At 69.3% G+C, this 13,442-nt stretch carries 17 protein-coding genes; 11 read left to right on the top strand and 6 right to left on the bottom strand.

The annotated features are described in order from the left end of the window. Window positions 1-20 precede the first annotated feature (20 nt). Both ABT340_RS28950 and ABT340_RS28945 read right to left on the bottom strand, forming a co-directional pair. Complete coding sequence (locus ABT340_RS28950; RefSeq protein ID WP_352014005.1) at window positions 21-593, bottom strand: MarR family winged helix-turn-helix transcriptional regulator; 573 nt, start codon at window positions 591-593, stop codon at window positions 21-23. Between the two features lie 211 nt (window positions 594-804). Further along, window positions 805-1,614, bottom strand: a complete 810-nt coding sequence (locus tag ABT340_RS28945; RefSeq protein WP_352014004.1) for an acetoacetate decarboxylase family protein — start codon at window positions 1,612-1,614, stop codon at window positions 805-807. A 175-nt stretch (window positions 1,615-1,789) separates the two neighbouring features. Here ABT340_RS28945 and ABT340_RS28940 point away from each other — a divergent pair, with 175 nt between their 5' ends. Next, on the top strand, window positions 1,790-3,154 hold the full coding sequence (locus ABT340_RS28940) for a glutamine synthetase family protein (protein WP_352014003.1): 1,365 nt from the start codon (window positions 1,790-1,792) through the stop codon (window positions 3,152-3,154). Between the two features lie 61 nt (window positions 3,155-3,215). On the opposite strand, the gene ABT340_RS28935 is transcribed toward ABT340_RS28940, so the two are convergent. After that, on the bottom strand, window positions 3,216-3,416 hold the full coding sequence (locus ABT340_RS28935; RefSeq protein ID WP_352014002.1) for a ferredoxin: 201 nt from the start codon (window positions 3,414-3,416) through the stop codon (window positions 3,216-3,218). A 128-nt stretch (window positions 3,417-3,544) separates the two neighbouring features. Here ABT340_RS28935 and ABT340_RS28930 point away from each other — a divergent pair, with 128 nt between their 5' ends. The 3 genes from ABT340_RS28930 to ABT340_RS28920 all read left to right on the top strand — a co-directional run bounded on the left by ABT340_RS28930 (window position 3,545) and on the right by ABT340_RS28920 (window position 7,012). Then, window positions 3,545-4,168: a TetR/AcrR family transcriptional regulator gene (locus ABT340_RS28930; RefSeq protein ID WP_352014001.1), complete on the top strand. Its 624-nt coding sequence runs from the start codon at window positions 3,545-3,547 to the stop codon at window positions 4,166-4,168. 184 nt (window positions 4,169-4,352) lie between these two features. Continuing rightward, on the top strand, window positions 4,353-5,849 hold the full coding sequence (locus tag ABT340_RS28925; RefSeq protein WP_352014000.1) for a YncE family protein: 1,497 nt from the start codon (window positions 4,353-4,355) through the stop codon (window positions 5,847-5,849). Beyond that, the gene (locus ABT340_RS28920) at window positions 5,846-7,012 is read left to right on the top strand and encodes a polysaccharide deacetylase family protein (protein WP_352013999.1); all 1,167 of its coding nucleotides are present in this window, start codon (window positions 5,846-5,848) and stop codon (window positions 7,010-7,012) included. Before ABT340_RS28925 ends, ABT340_RS28920 begins: the two co-directional genes overlap by 4 nt. Before the next feature lie 3 nt (window positions 7,013-7,015). Here the strand turns inward: ABT340_RS28920 and ABT340_RS28915 are convergent, their stop codons facing one another. Beyond that, window positions 7,016-7,855, bottom strand: a complete 840-nt coding sequence (locus tag ABT340_RS28915; RefSeq protein ID WP_352013998.1) for an SAM-dependent methyltransferase — start codon at window positions 7,853-7,855, stop codon at window positions 7,016-7,018. 146 nt (window positions 7,856-8,001) lie between these two features. Between ABT340_RS28915 and ABT340_RS28910 the strand changes: the two genes are divergently transcribed. The 3 genes from ABT340_RS28910 to ABT340_RS28900 all read left to right on the top strand — a co-directional run bounded on the left by ABT340_RS28910 (window position 8,002) and on the right by ABT340_RS28900 (window position 9,782). After that, on the top strand, window positions 8,002-8,889 hold the full coding sequence (locus ABT340_RS28910; protein ID WP_352014151.1) for a Sco1979 family transcriptional regulator: 888 nt from the start codon (window positions 8,002-8,004) through the stop codon (window positions 8,887-8,889). Between the two features lie 75 nt (window positions 8,890-8,964). Beyond that, a complete protein-coding gene (locus ABT340_RS28905) occupies window positions 8,965-9,627 on the top strand; it encodes an HAD family hydrolase (RefSeq protein ID WP_352013997.1) in 663 nt (220 codons plus the stop codon). Continuing rightward, the gene (locus tag ABT340_RS28900; RefSeq protein ID WP_352013996.1) at window positions 9,624-9,782 is read left to right on the top strand and encodes a hypothetical protein; all 159 of its coding nucleotides are present in this window, start codon (window positions 9,624-9,626) and stop codon (window positions 9,780-9,782) included. The genes ABT340_RS28905 and ABT340_RS28900 overlap by 4 nt, the downstream gene beginning before the upstream one ends. Window positions 9,783-10,015: 233 nt before the next feature. Here the strand turns inward: ABT340_RS28900 and ABT340_RS28895 are convergent, their stop codons facing one another. Together ABT340_RS28895 and ABT340_RS28890 are read right to left on the bottom strand one after the other, a co-directional pair. Next, window positions 10,016-10,870 (bottom strand): inositol monophosphatase family protein, encoded by an 855-nt coding sequence (locus ABT340_RS28895; RefSeq protein WP_352013995.1) that lies wholly within the window; start codon window positions 10,868-10,870, stop codon window positions 10,016-10,018. Continuing rightward, window positions 10,867-11,025: a DUF5919 domain-containing protein gene (locus ABT340_RS28890; protein WP_352013994.1), complete on the bottom strand. Its 159-nt coding sequence runs from the start codon at window positions 11,023-11,025 to the stop codon at window positions 10,867-10,869. Before ABT340_RS28890 ends, ABT340_RS28895 begins: the two co-directional genes overlap by 4 nt. A gap of 169 nt (window positions 11,026-11,194) precedes the next feature. Between ABT340_RS28890 and ABT340_RS28885 the strand changes: the two genes are divergently transcribed. The 4 genes from ABT340_RS28885 (at window position 11,195) to ABT340_RS28870 (ending at window position 13,396) form a co-directional block, all read left to right on the top strand. Then, a complete protein-coding gene (locus ABT340_RS28885) occupies window positions 11,195-12,403 on the top strand; it encodes a transcriptional regulator (RefSeq protein WP_352013993.1) in 1,209 nt (402 codons plus the stop codon). Window positions 12,404-12,477: 74 nt separating this feature from the next. After that, window positions 12,478-12,747 carry a hypothetical protein gene (locus tag ABT340_RS28880; protein WP_352013992.1) on the top strand — a complete coding sequence of 90 codons (270 nt, stop codon included), beginning with the start codon at window positions 12,478-12,480 and terminating at the stop codon, window positions 12,745-12,747. 50 nt (window positions 12,748-12,797) lie between these two features. Then, on the top strand, window positions 12,798-13,016 hold the full coding sequence (locus ABT340_RS28875) for a hypothetical protein (protein ID WP_352013991.1): 219 nt from the start codon (window positions 12,798-12,800) through the stop codon (window positions 13,014-13,016). After that, window positions 13,013-13,396, top strand: coding sequence for a hypothetical protein (locus ABT340_RS28870; RefSeq protein ID WP_352013990.1), 384 nt, complete (start codon window positions 13,013-13,015; stop codon window positions 13,394-13,396). Before ABT340_RS28875 ends, ABT340_RS28870 begins: the two co-directional genes overlap by 4 nt. The last annotated feature ends 46 nt before the right edge of the window (window positions 13,397-13,442 follow it).

The following is a 13,442-nucleotide window of genomic DNA, read 5'->3' as shown; positions in this document are numbered from 1 at the left end:
CCCGAGGCGGAGCGAAGGGGCTACTCGGCGCGGCGGCGGCCACCGCGACGCGGCGGAGCCGGGTTCTCCTTGCGGAGCTTCGCGCGACGCTCCTCGCCGTGCTCCTCAAGATGGGTGACGATCCGGCGCAGGGACTCCGCCAGGGTCACGGCCTCCTCGGCGTCGAGGTCGGTGACCACGAACGCCTCCTCGTCGTTGAAGGCGGGGAAGAGCCGCTCCATCAGGGAGACCCCCTCGGGGGTCAGCCGCAGCAGGGCCAGCCTGCCGTCGTCGGGATGCTGGCTGCGTACGGCCAGGCCACGGGACTCAAGGGTCTTGATGATGCCGGTCAGCGTGCCCTTGGAGATACCGGCCTCGGCGGCGACGTGCCGGGTCTCGATCTCCTCCCATATCCACACCACCCACAGCACGACGAACGCGCTCCAGGTCAGGTCGGCCACGCGCAGGGCGGAGTTCTCCAGGTGCTGTCGTACGGCGGTCGCCGCACGGTGCAGATTGGAGACGGCGGCCAGTGCCTCGCGTCTGATCGGGATGCTCCCGAGGCGGCGGCTGACCGCTTCCTCGGTCTCCGTCAATGAATAGTACGCGGGCACGCGAACTCCTCGATGTCGTACGGCGGGTGGTGGCCGGCCGGGAAGAACAGATCCTCACGCCATTTTCGACGGCGTCACTCCCTCCGCCGGTCAGGGGAGCGCTCTCCTTTCCATCCCAGCGGATGTTCGCCGCGCACGTCAACGGACTGGCGCCGGATATGACAGGACCCGTACGGGGTTGCACCGTACGGGTCCTGTCATATCCGGAAGGTCACTCGGCTCCGGAGCCACCCGCCTGCAGCAGGGTGCCGCCGTTCCAGACGACGCCGACCTGCCGGTAGTAGCCGCCGATGACCTCCTCGACGCGCAGCGCGGACAGCTCCTCGGTCGGGGCGTCGAACAGCTCGATCTCGGCGTCGCCCTTCCAGGCCTGGCCGCCCTCGAAGGACTGCCCGGCGCTGGAGATCAGCTCGTCGAGGGCCAGGCCGCCACCCGGCTCGATGGAGGGCAGCCAGCGGTTGTGGGCCATCGGGTGGCCGTTGACGAAGCCGTTGGTCTCGCTGGGCTCGTTCAGCCGTACGACGGCCTGGGCCAGACGGCGGTCGGCGGCGGCCAGGGTGGCGCCGAACGTGCCGCCCTCGCCGATGCGGGGCGCGGCCTGGCCGTACGGGTAGGGGCGGGTCTGGTGGATCGAGCCGAGCTTCTTGGGGTAGCCCTGGTGCATGCCGCGGGCGATCGCGAAGTCCTTGTCCACCCAGATGTAGACGCAGCGGGAGAAGGTGCGCCCCTCGAAGGCGCAGCGCACCACGACGAAGCACTCCTTGTACTGCGAGCGCACCGGGTCGAGGAGTTCCTCCTTGCTTCCCGAGCAGGACTGCCAGTCGGCCCAGATGATCGCGACCGCGCCGGGGTCCTCGTCGGCGAGGGTCAGGGGCTCGGGCAGCAGCTCGGCCACCCTGGCGGGGTCGGTGCGATACTCGACGGTGAGCAGATCACCGGAGTAGTACCACGGCGGAGCCGGGACCAGCGAGGAGCGGCCGGTCGCCGTCTTGGGAGTGAAGAAGCCGCGCACCGTGGCCACGATGTCTCCTTGCCTAGGGAACGTCTTGGACTGTTTGGGGCCATACGATATGCCTTGAACTGCGAGATGTCACGATGGGAACGGCCGCCTTCCTGGCTGGAGCCTTGTTCCCCGGCTGTTCGAGGCGTATGTTTTGCATCCAAACGAAATCCTGGGACGAACCAAGGGGGACGCAGTGAGCGCGGAGTCCGCAGAACGGACGGTCGAGCGCCTGAGCGAACAGGGCATCGACGTCGTCCGGGTCGGCTACCCCGATCTGATCGGCACCGAGCGCGGCAAGGACGTCCTGCTGGAACGCCTGCCCGACGTCGTCCACAGCGGTGTCGCCTTCTGTCAGGCCGTCTACTACACCTCACCCCAGGGGGACACCGTCCCCGTCCCCGGGGGTCTGGACCGGGGCCTGCCCGACGTCTCCATCCGCCCCGACCTGGGCACCCTGGTCGAGCTGCCCTGGGAGCCCGGCGTCGCCCACGTCCTCGGCGACGCCTACGACCCGGCGACCGGCGATCCCTTCCTCGAATCCCCCCGCCAGGTGCTGCGCGCGGCCGTCGCCCGCCTGGCCGACCTCGGCCTGACCGCCCTGGCCGGTCCCGAGCTTGAGTACTACCTGCTCGAACCCGACCCCACGCCCGGCTCGTCCAGCGGGTGGCGACGCTACGACGACGCCCTGGGCAACGTCTACGTCACCGGGCGCAAGGGGGACCGCCTGTCCCACGTCCTGCGCACGCTGCGCACCCTGCGCAAGCTCGACATCGGCGTCACCATGGGCAACCACGAGTTCTCCGGCGGCCAGTTCGAGATCAACCTGCACCACTCCGAGGCCCTCGACGCCGCCGACCGCGCCTTCCGCTTCAAGGGCGCGATCAAGGAACTGGCCCGGCACGACGGCCTGATGGCCACCTTCATGGCCAAGCCCTTCGACGACGAGGGCGGCTCGGGCTTCCACGTCCACCTGTCATGTGTGGACGCCGAGGGCCGCAACGTCTTCGCCGCCCAGCCCGGCGACCAGGACGCCGAGCACGGCCTCTCCGTCACCGCGCTGCACGCCATCGGCGGCGTGCTCGCCCACGCCCCGGCCCTGGCCGCGCTGCTCAACCCCACGATCAACTCCTACAAGCGCTTCGGCCCCGACACCCTGGCGCCCTGGCTCAACGACTGGGGGCTGGACAACCGCAGCGCCATGCTGCGCATCCCGCCGGAGCGCGGCGCGGGCAGTCGCATCGAGGTACGGCTCGGCGACGCCTCGGCCAACCCCTACCTGGGCATCGCGGGACTGCTGGCCGCCGTCTACCTCGGCATCCGCGACCGGATCACGCCCCCGGCCCCGCTTGAGGGCTACGGCTACGACGCGACCAAGGCGCCGGTGCTGCCGATGACGCTGCCCGCCGCGCTGGACGCCTTCGAGGCCGACGCGGAGCTGACCGAGGTGCTGGGCAAGGAGTTCGCCGCGGCGTACCTGGCCTACAAGCGTGACGAGGTGCAGCGCTTCTCCAGGACCGTCACCGACTGGGAGTTCCGCGAGTACGCCTACCACCTCTGATGATCTTCCCGTCCCGGCCGGACTTTCGCGGGTCACGCGGCCGGGACGGGGAGCCAGGCGGTCAGTCGTCGAGAAGCACCGAGATGGCTCCCGAAGGGCACAGCCGCTCGGCCCGCTGGACCGCGGCTCGCTGGGCGGCCGGGGGCTCGGCGTCGAGAAGGACGACGGTGCCGTCGTCCTCGCTCTGGTCGAACACCTCGGGCACCGTGAGCGCGCACATGCCCGCGCCCACGCACCGTTGCGTGTCGGTGTGGATTTTCATCGGATCCTCCAGTATGTGTGGCCCGTGCGGTGGCGTGGGAGGAGATCGTTTGTCATCTCCCATAAAAGTACATGTGGTGTAAGTTTGCAATAAGTGCATAACATAATTCCATGCACTAAGATTCGCCCATGGGTGAGGTCCCCGGGCTGCGCGAACGCAAGAAACTCCGTACCAGACATGCTCTGATCTCCGGGGCCCTACGCCTCTTCCTGGAGAAGGGCTACGAGCAGACGACCATCTCCGAGATCGCCATGGCCGCCGACGTCTCGACACGGACGTTCTTCAGCTACTTCGCGAGCAAGGAGGAGGTGGTCCTGTGCGACGCCAGGGAGAGCCTCGACCGCCTGCTGCGGACGTTCGCCGAACGCCGCCCTGACGAGGGCCCCGCCGACCTGCTGGCCCGCGCCGTGGAGACGATCTTCGAAACCCTGGCCGAGGACGCCGAGATGGGCTGGGAGATCACCGAGATCAACCGCCTGGTCATGAGCGTCCCCTCACTCAGGGCGCAGGCGCTGCTGCTGATGTTCGACGTCCAGCACCAGATGGTCGAGGCCCTCCAGGACGCCTTCCCCGGCGAACTCGACGCCGTCGAGGCGTGCGCCGCCGTCGGCTCCGTGGTCGGGACCGCCAAACTCGCGATCTCCATGGGCCTGAAGCAGGGCGGCCCCGCCGAGGAGGTGCTCCAGGGGTGCAGAAGGGCCGTCGGCCTCGCCCTCGCCGGGCTGCGCGCCGTACCTCCCTTCGAGAGCTGACATTTCCTGACCTGGGTGGCCGTCGTGCGCCCGGGAGCGGGAAAAGGCGGGCCACCGATGACCACGGCATGACCCTTTCCTGACCGAGGGGTTCCTAGCGTCTTCCCTGGGCCTGTTCCGCGGGGAGTCGCCCAGGTGTTCCGCGGGACGGGCCCTCGTTGGAACCAGGGCGACGGGGGCGGTCATGAGACGGCTGGAAGACGGACGAGGGCGGCTTCGCGCCGGTACGGCCCTGGTCATCGCGCTCGCGTGCGTGCCGGGATGCGGGAGCGGCCCCGCCGTACCGGCCGGCCCCGCCGAGCCCGCCGGGTCTCCGCACGGGCGGATCCCGGCGAGGGCGGAGCCGAAGACGCCGGACGTCTACGCCCACGACCGGCCGGGGATGCTCAGCCCGGCCGTGAGGGACTTCCCGCCGCGGGTCTACGTGCCCAACAGCGAGAGCGACACCGTCAGCGTGATCGACCCGAGGACCTACCGGGTGATCCGCGAGTTCCCCGTCCACGGACGACCACAGCACGTCGTCCCCTCGTGGGACCTCAAGACGCTGTGGGTCAACAACAACGACGGCAACACGCTCACCCCGATCGACCCGAAGACCGGCAGACCGGGCAGGTCCATCCCCGTCGACGACCCCTACAACCTGTACTTCACCCCGGACGGCCGCACCGCCCTGGTGATGGCCGAACGCAACAACCGCCTCGACTTCCGCAACCCGCGCACCATGCGGCTGCGGTACTCGCTGCCGATGCCCTGCCGGGGCGTCAACCACGGCGACTTCACCGCCGACGAGACGGTCTTCCTGGCCAGCTGCGAGTTCTCCGGCCAGTTGGTGGCCGTGGACGTGGCCGCCAGGAAGGTCCGCGCCGTCGTCGACCTGACCCAGACGAAGGTGCCCCACGGCCACCCGGACACCGACGGCGTACGGCACGCCACGGCCGACGGCCACACGACGTCCGGAGGGCACGCGACGGTCGGTGGACATGCGCGGGTTGGGCACGCGAGGCCGGGTGGCCACGTGATGCCGGATGGGCGGGTGCCCGGGGGGCAGGTGAGGACCGGGGAGCACGCGCCGGGTGAACATGCGGTGTCCGGAGGACATGCGATGTCCGGGGGGCATGTGCGGGCTGGGCACGTGATGCCAGGTGGCCACGTGATGCCGGATGGGCAGGCGCCCGTGGGCCACGTGGCGTCCAGGGGACATGGGATGGCCGGGGTTCGGGGAAGCATGCCGCAGGACGTCAAGTTGTCCCCCGACGGCACCACCTTCTACGTCGCCGACATGTCCAGGAACGGGGTGTGGCTCGTCGGCGCGAAGGACTTCCGGGTGAGACGCTTCGTCAGGACCGGAGAGGGAGCCCACGGCCTCTACGTCAGTCGTGACTCGAAGCTGCTGTACGTGTCCAACCGGGGTGAGGGGTCGGTCTCGGTCATCTCCTTCGCCCGCCACGAACCGGTCGCCACCTGGCGCATCCCCGGCGGCGGCTCACCGGACATGGGCGGCCTGTCCGCCGACGGGCGCCGCCTGTGGCTGTCCGGCAGGTACGACGGGGTCGTCTACGTCCTCGACACCGCCGACGGCCGTCTCATCCGCAAGATCCCCGTCGGCGCCGGACCGCACGGCCTGGCCGTCTACCCCCAGCCGGGACGCTACTCGCTCGGCCACACCGGGATCTTCCGGTGAACGGGGAGGCCGTGGTCGGGCGGCGCCTGGTCCTGGGCCTCGGGCTCGTCGCCGCCCTCGGCGGCGTGGTCTCCTGCTCCCCGGGCAGGAAGGGGCCGGGCGCGGCTCCCGAGATGGTCCCCGAGGCGGTTCCGAGGACGGTCCCCGGGGAGACCTCCCTGGTGCCGACCCCCCGGCCCCTCTCCGTCCCGGCCGCTCCGGGCCTCGCCGTGGGGCCTTCTGCGAGCCCCGCTGTGGGCCCTCGCCAGGCCGTTCAAGAACCCTGGCAACCTTTCCCCGACGACCGGCACCCCGCCCCGGGCCCCTGGCGGCCCACCGCTCCCGGGCAGGCCGCCTCGGATCTCCAGCACCCCGTCCGGAGATCGTGGCGGCCCGCCTCCGATCCTCCGGATCTTCAGAGCCCCGCCCCAGGCCCCTGGCAGACCGCCCACGGTCCCGGGCAGGCCGTACCGGACCCGTGGCAGGCCCTGGGCATCCATCCCGCCCCCGCCCCCGGTCCCGCCGCCACCCCGGCCACCCGGAAGCGCATGTCCGCCAGGAGGCGGTCCGGTGCCGGGCGCACGGCCCGCGAGGTGAGCAACGGTCCCCGGGACCGGCCGAGGGTCGCGCTGACCTTCCACGGCGCCGGACCGGCCGACCTGGCCGAACGCGTCCTGTCCGAGGCCGAACGGCACGGCGCCCACCTGACGGTCCTCGCGGTCGGCGACTGGCTCGCGCGGTATCCCCGGATGGCCCGGCGCGTCCTGGCCGGTGGCCACGACCTGGGCAACCACACCGAGCACCACCTGGACATCTCCTCGATGGGGGAGCGCGAGGCCTACGACGAGATCGCCCGGTGCGCCGCCAGGCTGCGCCGCCTCACCGGGACGATCGGCTCCTACTTCAGGCCGTCGAGAGCCCACCACGCCACACCCATGGTCCGCGAACTCGCGGCCCGCGTCGGCTACCGGACCTGCCTGTCCTACGACGTGGACTCCGACGACCACAACGACCCCGGAGTCGCGACCGTCACGGCCAACGTCCTGGACACCGTACGGCCGGGCTCGATCGTCAGCCTGCACCTGGGCCACCCCGGTACGGCGGAGGCGATGCCCCACATCCTCAGGGGCCTGGCCCGCCGCCGCCTCAACCCGGTGACCGTCACCGACCTCCTCGCCCTCTGACGGTCAGGGCTTTCTGGCGAGGGCACCGTACTGGGAGATCCGGGTGGGGACCGCACCGATCTCGGGGAGGTCGGGGCGCCACAGGGAGCACGAGACCAGGCCGGGGTCGAGGATGTCGAGGCCGTCGAAGAAGCGGGCGATCTCCTCGCCGCTGCGGGCGGTGATCGGGGGCGTGGCGTGCTCGTTCCAGAACCGCATCGCCTCGACGTTCGCCTCCCCGCCCAGTTCCAGGGTCGGGTGGGTGAGCACCAGGTAGCTGCCCGAGGGCACCGCCGCCATCAGCCCGCGCACGATGGCCAGCGCCTCGTCGGTGTCGAGGATGAAGTTCAGGATGCCCAGCAGCATGACCGCGACGGGCCGGTCGAGGTCCAGTGTCCTGGCGGCCTCGCGCAGGATCTTCGCGGTGTCGCGGGCGTCGGCGTCGATGTAGTCGGTCGCACCCTCGGGCGTGCTCGTCAGCAGGGCGCGGGCGTGCACCAGCACGAGGGGGTCGTTGTCGACGTAGACGATCCGCGACTCGGGGGCGAGGCGCTGGGCGACCTCGTGGGTGTTGTCCACGGTCGGCAGGCCGGTCCCGACGTCGAGGAACTGCCTGACGCCCGCCTGCCCGGCGAGGTGGCTGACCACACGGCCGAGGAAGGCACGGTCGGCGCGGGCGACGTGCACGATGTTCGGGAACATGCCGAAGACCCGTTCGCCGACCTCACGGTCCGCCGGGTAGTGGTCCTTACCGCCAAGCCAGTAGTTCCAGACCCTGGCGTTGTGCGCGACCCCGGGGTTCAGCCTGGTGGCCTCGGAGAAACCCGTCCTGTCGTCCACAAGCTCTCCCTGCTCCCGTGTCATGACGCCTCCGTCATGATCATTAGGATGATAATGAACACTTGGTTCCATGGATTCATCCCCCTGTGCCGGACCTGTCCGGCATGTAAAGCTTGGACCCGGCCGTACATCCTGAATAGGGAGCGAGCGTGCGTACTGTTCGGACGAGCATGACCTCGTCGGAGGAGAACCTCACGCCTGACTACCGGCGGACGGGACCAACGGTGGCGCGGATGCTGGTCGGCGCGCAGCTGCGCCGGCTGCGCGAGGCCAGGGGCGTCACCCGCGAGGAGGCCGGGGAGTACATCCGGGCCTCGCACTCCAAGATCAGCAGGCTGGAGCTCGGCCGTACCAGCTTCAAACGGCGTGACGTGGCCGACCTCCTCACCCTGTACGGCGTGGCGGACGAGGCCGAGCGCGCGACGCTGCTCTCGCTGGCCGAGCAGGCGAACGTGCCGGGGTGGTGGCAGGACTACCACGACGTGGTGCCCGACTGGTTCGAGGCCTTCCTCGGCCTCGAACAGGCCGCGAGCGTCATCCGCAGCTACGAGGTCCAGTTCGTCCCCGGCCTGTTGCAGACCGAGGGCTACGCGCGGGCCGTCGTCCAGCTCGGCCGTCGCGACGTCAGCCCCCTGGAGGCCGAACGACGGGTGGCCCTGCGGCTGCGGCGTCAGGAGCTGCTGATCCGGAGGAACCCCCCGAAGCTGTGGATGGTGATCGACGAGGCCGCGCTACGCCGTCTCATCGGCGGCTCCGTGACGATGCGCGCCCAGATCGAGCACCTCATCCGCCTGTCCGCACTGCCCCACGTCACCTTGCAGATCATGCCGTTCCACATGGGGGGACACGCCTGCGCGGCGGGCCCCATCACGATCCTGCGCTTCCCCGAGGGGGAACTGCCCGACGTGGTCTACCTCGAACAACTCGCCGGTGCCCTCTACCTGGACAAACCCTCGGAGACCGAGAAGTACTGGCACGTCATGAACAGCCTCGACATAGAAGCCGAACAACCGAACGCGACCCCGATGATCCTGGAGCGAATCCTCAAGGAACTGTGAGGGGCCTTCCCGGGGGTGTGCTTCCTGTCGTCTTCATGTCCGCTTGTGCGGGAAGGGGCGTCGTAGGCTGCGGGCATGATTCGCGCGGTGGTGTTCGACGTCGGTGAGTGCCTGGTGGATGAGAGCCGTGAGTACGGCACCTGGGCGGACTGGCTCGGTGTTCCCCGGCATACCTTCAGTGCCGTGTTCGGTGCGGTGATCGCTCAGGGGCGTGACTACCGGGAGACCTTCCAGGTGTTTCGTCCAGGGTTCGACCTGGACAAGGAGCGGGAGGTTCGTGCGGCGGCGGGCCGGGCGGAGACCTTCGGCGAGGAGGATCTCTACCCGGATGTACGGCCCGCGCTGGCGGCGTTGCGGGAGGCCGGTCTGTGGCTGGGGATCGCCGGTAACCAGACCGTGCGGGCCGGGCGCATCCTGCGGGAGCTGTTCGACAAGGACGTGGACCTGATCGGCACCTCCGACGACTGGGGGGCGGCCAAGCCTGACCCGTTGTTCTTCACGCGGCTGGCTGAGGTGGTGCCGTTCGAGGCCGGGGAGATTCTGTATGTGGGGGATCGCCTGGACAACGACATCCGCCCGGCGGTGGCGGCGGGGATGAGGACCGCGCTGGTCAGGCGCGGCCCGTGGGGGACCATCCAGCAGGCCGACCCGGAGGCCGCCCGGCTCCCCAGCCTGCGCCTTGACTCCCTGGCCGACCTGCTGGGCGGGATAGAGACGCTCAACGCTGAAGCGCGATGAGGGTGGTGCGCCACTTCACCCAGGACGACGGTGCGCTGTTTCCTGGCCTCGTCGGGCAGTTCGTCCAGAACGTGAAGAAGGGTCTGGCGGGCCTGGGGCAGGTGACCTGCTTTGAGCTGGGTGTTGCCTTTGAAGGAGGCCAGACGGATCGGTGAGAACCAGTCGAACCACTCCGGCAGCGGGGTTTCGTCAGCGTCGGCCAGAGCGTCTTCTGCCTTGGTGATGACGCGTAGTGCTTCCCGGTGCTTGCCGCATCGTGTCTCACATTCCGCTTCGACCGCGTACAGCCAGGCCGTGAAGAGCGCGGGTGTGGAACCCGCACGTCGCATGTAGGCACGGGCGGCGCGGAGTCGTTCGGCGGCTCCGTCCTGTCGTGTGGTGTTGCTCGTCACTGGGGCAACTCCGGAGGATTCGTGAGTGCGGGACGAGAATGATCTTCCCCGAAGGTGCTCTTGTCCGCTTTGGCAATGAGATCAAGTAGATCAGTGAGGATCGCCGGGGTGGTGGCGATGGTGGCCTGGGCGTTGACGGTGTGCGGAGTGCCGTCCAGATCGACGACCACAGCCCCGGCCTCGCGGGCGATGAGCACGCCTGCGGCGGTATCCCATGGCTTGTTGCTCAACATGATCGCCGCGTCGATCCGTCCCTCGGCGACCCAGGCCAGATCGACGGCGGCCGAGCCGAACATCCGGACCCGCTGCACCCGGGCGGCCAGCTCCCCGGTGACGGCCAGGCGCAGCCGGTTCCTCGCGTCGGCGGCCTGTCCTACGGCGTAGTCGCCGATGCCCACGATCGCCTCGGTCAGGTCGTCGGTTCGGCCGCAGTGGATGGGGTGGCCGTTGAGGTGGGCGCCGCGGTGGTGGGCGGCGCTGTAGCGGGAGCCGAGGAAGGGCAGGTCGATCACTCCGAGGATGGAGGTGTCGTTGTCGATCAGGCCGAGGGAGACGCCGCACAGGGGGATGCCGTGCAGGAGGTTGGCGGTGCCGTCCACCGGATCGAGCGCCCACACCTGCCCCTCTTCCCCGGCTGGACCGCCCTCTTCCTCCCCGAGGAAGGCGATCTCCGGGGTTTCCCGGGTGAGGAAGTCACGCACGGCATGTTCCACGGCGTAGTCGACCTCGGTGGCCATGTCGCGGTCGCCTTTGGCAGTGACGGCCCCGGGAAGGCGAGTTCTGACGATGTCGGCGGCGATGGTCACGGCCTGCTCGGCGATGGGCAGAATCGTACGGACGTCAAGGGTCATACCGGCAGGCTCCGCTCCCACAGCGAGGTGAACACCCGATCGAAGACGGGGAACAACCCGTCGGCGGCGGTGTTGTCGTTGATCACAATCGTAGGGGAGTCGACACCGCGCGCCTGTGGGAGGTACGGCTGGACCACGCAGGTGGCACCGTCCACGATGAGGATGTTGAAGCCAGTCGCCCCTCTGAACGGGTTACCCAGGGTGTGACCTCTCCTGAGAGTCCGTGTCACGGTTCCCCTGGTCGGGAAGGCGTTGTCGCCCCGTGATGAAGGGTGTGCGTCGTAGCCTGAGGGAGGTGTTGACACTCCCGGAGGTGCTGGGCGTATGCACGATCAAGCCACCATCGGAGCCCGGCTGAGGGCGCTGCGCCGTTGGCGGAGGATGAGCCTGGAACAGCTCGCCGGACAAGCCGGGCTGAGCAAGAGTTTCCTGTCGATGGCCGAGCGTGGGCAGCGGATTCTCGATCGCCGGTCCCATATCGCCGCACTGGCTTCGGCCCTTCGGGTCTCGGAGACCGAACTCGTGGGCGCTCCACATCTTGGCAGGGACCCCGAGCAGTCCGGCCCGCACAGGGTGGTGCCCATCGTGCGCGCGGCCCTGACCGGTAACACCCTCAACGACCCGGCCACGGATCAGGCGCGTCCTCTCGACGTCCTGCACACCGTCCTTTTTCGTGAGATAGCCGATATGCGGGATTCCGCGGACTACGTGAGCCGTGCGCAACTCGTGGCTCCCGTCATCGACGAGTTGCACTGGCACGCGGCCACAGGCGGTGAGGCGAACCGCCGCCGCGCACTGCGGCTGCTGATCGAGGCGTGCCACGAGACCGGGGTGACGACTCTGAAGTCGCTCGGTCATCAGGACCTGGCCTATCTCGCGGCGGCTCGGGCGAATGAGGCGGCGACGCTGCTGGATGAGCCCCTGACGACCGCCTATGCCGCGTATCTGCGGGCGAGAGCCATGCCGAAGGGCGACTGGGGCCGGCCGTTGCGGATCGCCTCGACCGCTGCCGACCGCCTTGAGCCGCACATCGGGTCGAGGGACGCGGGCGAGCTGTACGGCATGCTGCACCTGACGGCGGCGCTGTCGGCCGCGGCCATCAGCAGGTCCTGCCTGGCCGCGGATCATTTGGCCGAGGCGCGGAGTGTGGCGGTACGGCTGGGCGAGCGTCAGAACGCGTTCGGCACGTTTGGTCCGACCAATGTGGCGCTGTGGGACATCGCCATCGCCATGGAGCGCGGTGACTACGGTCAGGCCGTCGCGGTCTCGTCCGAGGTGGTGCTCGGGCCGATGCCGAACATGGAGCGGCGTGCGGTCTTCCACGCCGACCGTGGGCGGGCGTTCGCTCATCTGAAAGGTGAGCTTCCCGGTGCGGTCACCGAGCTGAAGAAGGCTGAGCACATCGCCCCGCAGATCATTCGTAACAACCCTGTCGTGCAGGAGACGGTGCTTCATCTGCTCGGACGTCCGCTGTCGACTTCTCAGGGGCGGGAAGTGCGGGGCATGGCCGCTCGTATGGGCCTCCCTCACTGACCGCATCCGGCCAATCCCGTCGGAGTTCACATCTGTGAACTCCGACTGTTCCCACGCGACTACGGTCCGTGTCCATGGGGATCGACGCGGTCACTGACGCCGCCTTCCAGCTTGAGCGACTGCGCGCCGAACTCATCGGCCACTCGTGGGCCGCCGACATCCTCGGCACCGCGAAGCAGCCGGTTCTGCGCGTGAACAACCCCGCCGAGGCGGAGATGCACGACGAGGTCGTGTGCCAGGACGGAACCTTCCAGTGGGCATGGGGCGGGCTCATCGGACCGGTCGTCAATCCCGCTGAGGCAGCCGACCGCATCATGTTCGTGCTTCGAGAGGTCGCTTCCTGATGCGCGCCGACCACCCGGCGCTCATGACTGATCACAAAGGAGTGAGACCCATGGAGAACGCCAGACCCGTTCAGTCGATCCCGGGGTGGCGGTTGATCATCAGCGACGCCGGACGGTTCTGGGCGATCCGCAATCGGGCGTTCCCGCGTACGGCATTGCGCGCTGGGGCCGAGCCGACCGTGGACGCCGACACCTTCGAGCAGGTCCAGGAGGCCGTGGCCGCGCAGGAGGAGAAGGCTCGCGACGCTGTTGCGGGGGTGGTTTCGTGACCGGGCGGCATCGTGACGGCCTGCCGTACGCGCCGGTGTATCGGCGGGTGTGGGACGGGCCTGCGCGGGCTGAGGCCGAGCGGATCGATCAGGTGTGGGCCGACTGGGCGGTGCTCTACAGCCTGGGACGACGGTGCTTCTACGCGATGGCTGTCTGGGACGGGCCGCGTCCGGTGATCGTCGAGGACGTTACGGGTGAGGGGTTGGAGGAGCGGATGCGGGAGGCGGAGATGATCCGGGCGATGCGGCTCGCAGCTTCCACGTCGAAGTCTTCCCCGGCGCCGGTTCGTGGCGGGGCTTCCCGTAGGAGGGGTGGGGCGCTCGGTGAGGAGTCGGCGTTCGCTGGGGGACGGCGTTCGCCGGGTGGGAGGGCGGCATGATGCTCCCGGCCTGGGCTCCTCGTCAAGTTTCTGAGTTTTCAGATCG

It is taken from the genome of Streptosporangium sp. NPDC000239, from assembly GCF_040300765.1.
Classification (GTDB): domain Bacteria; phylum Actinomycetota; class Actinomycetes; order Streptosporangiales; family Streptosporangiaceae; genus Streptosporangium.
Note: the sequence above shows the minus strand (reverse complement) of the source record. Positions and strands in the feature narration are given on the sequence as shown.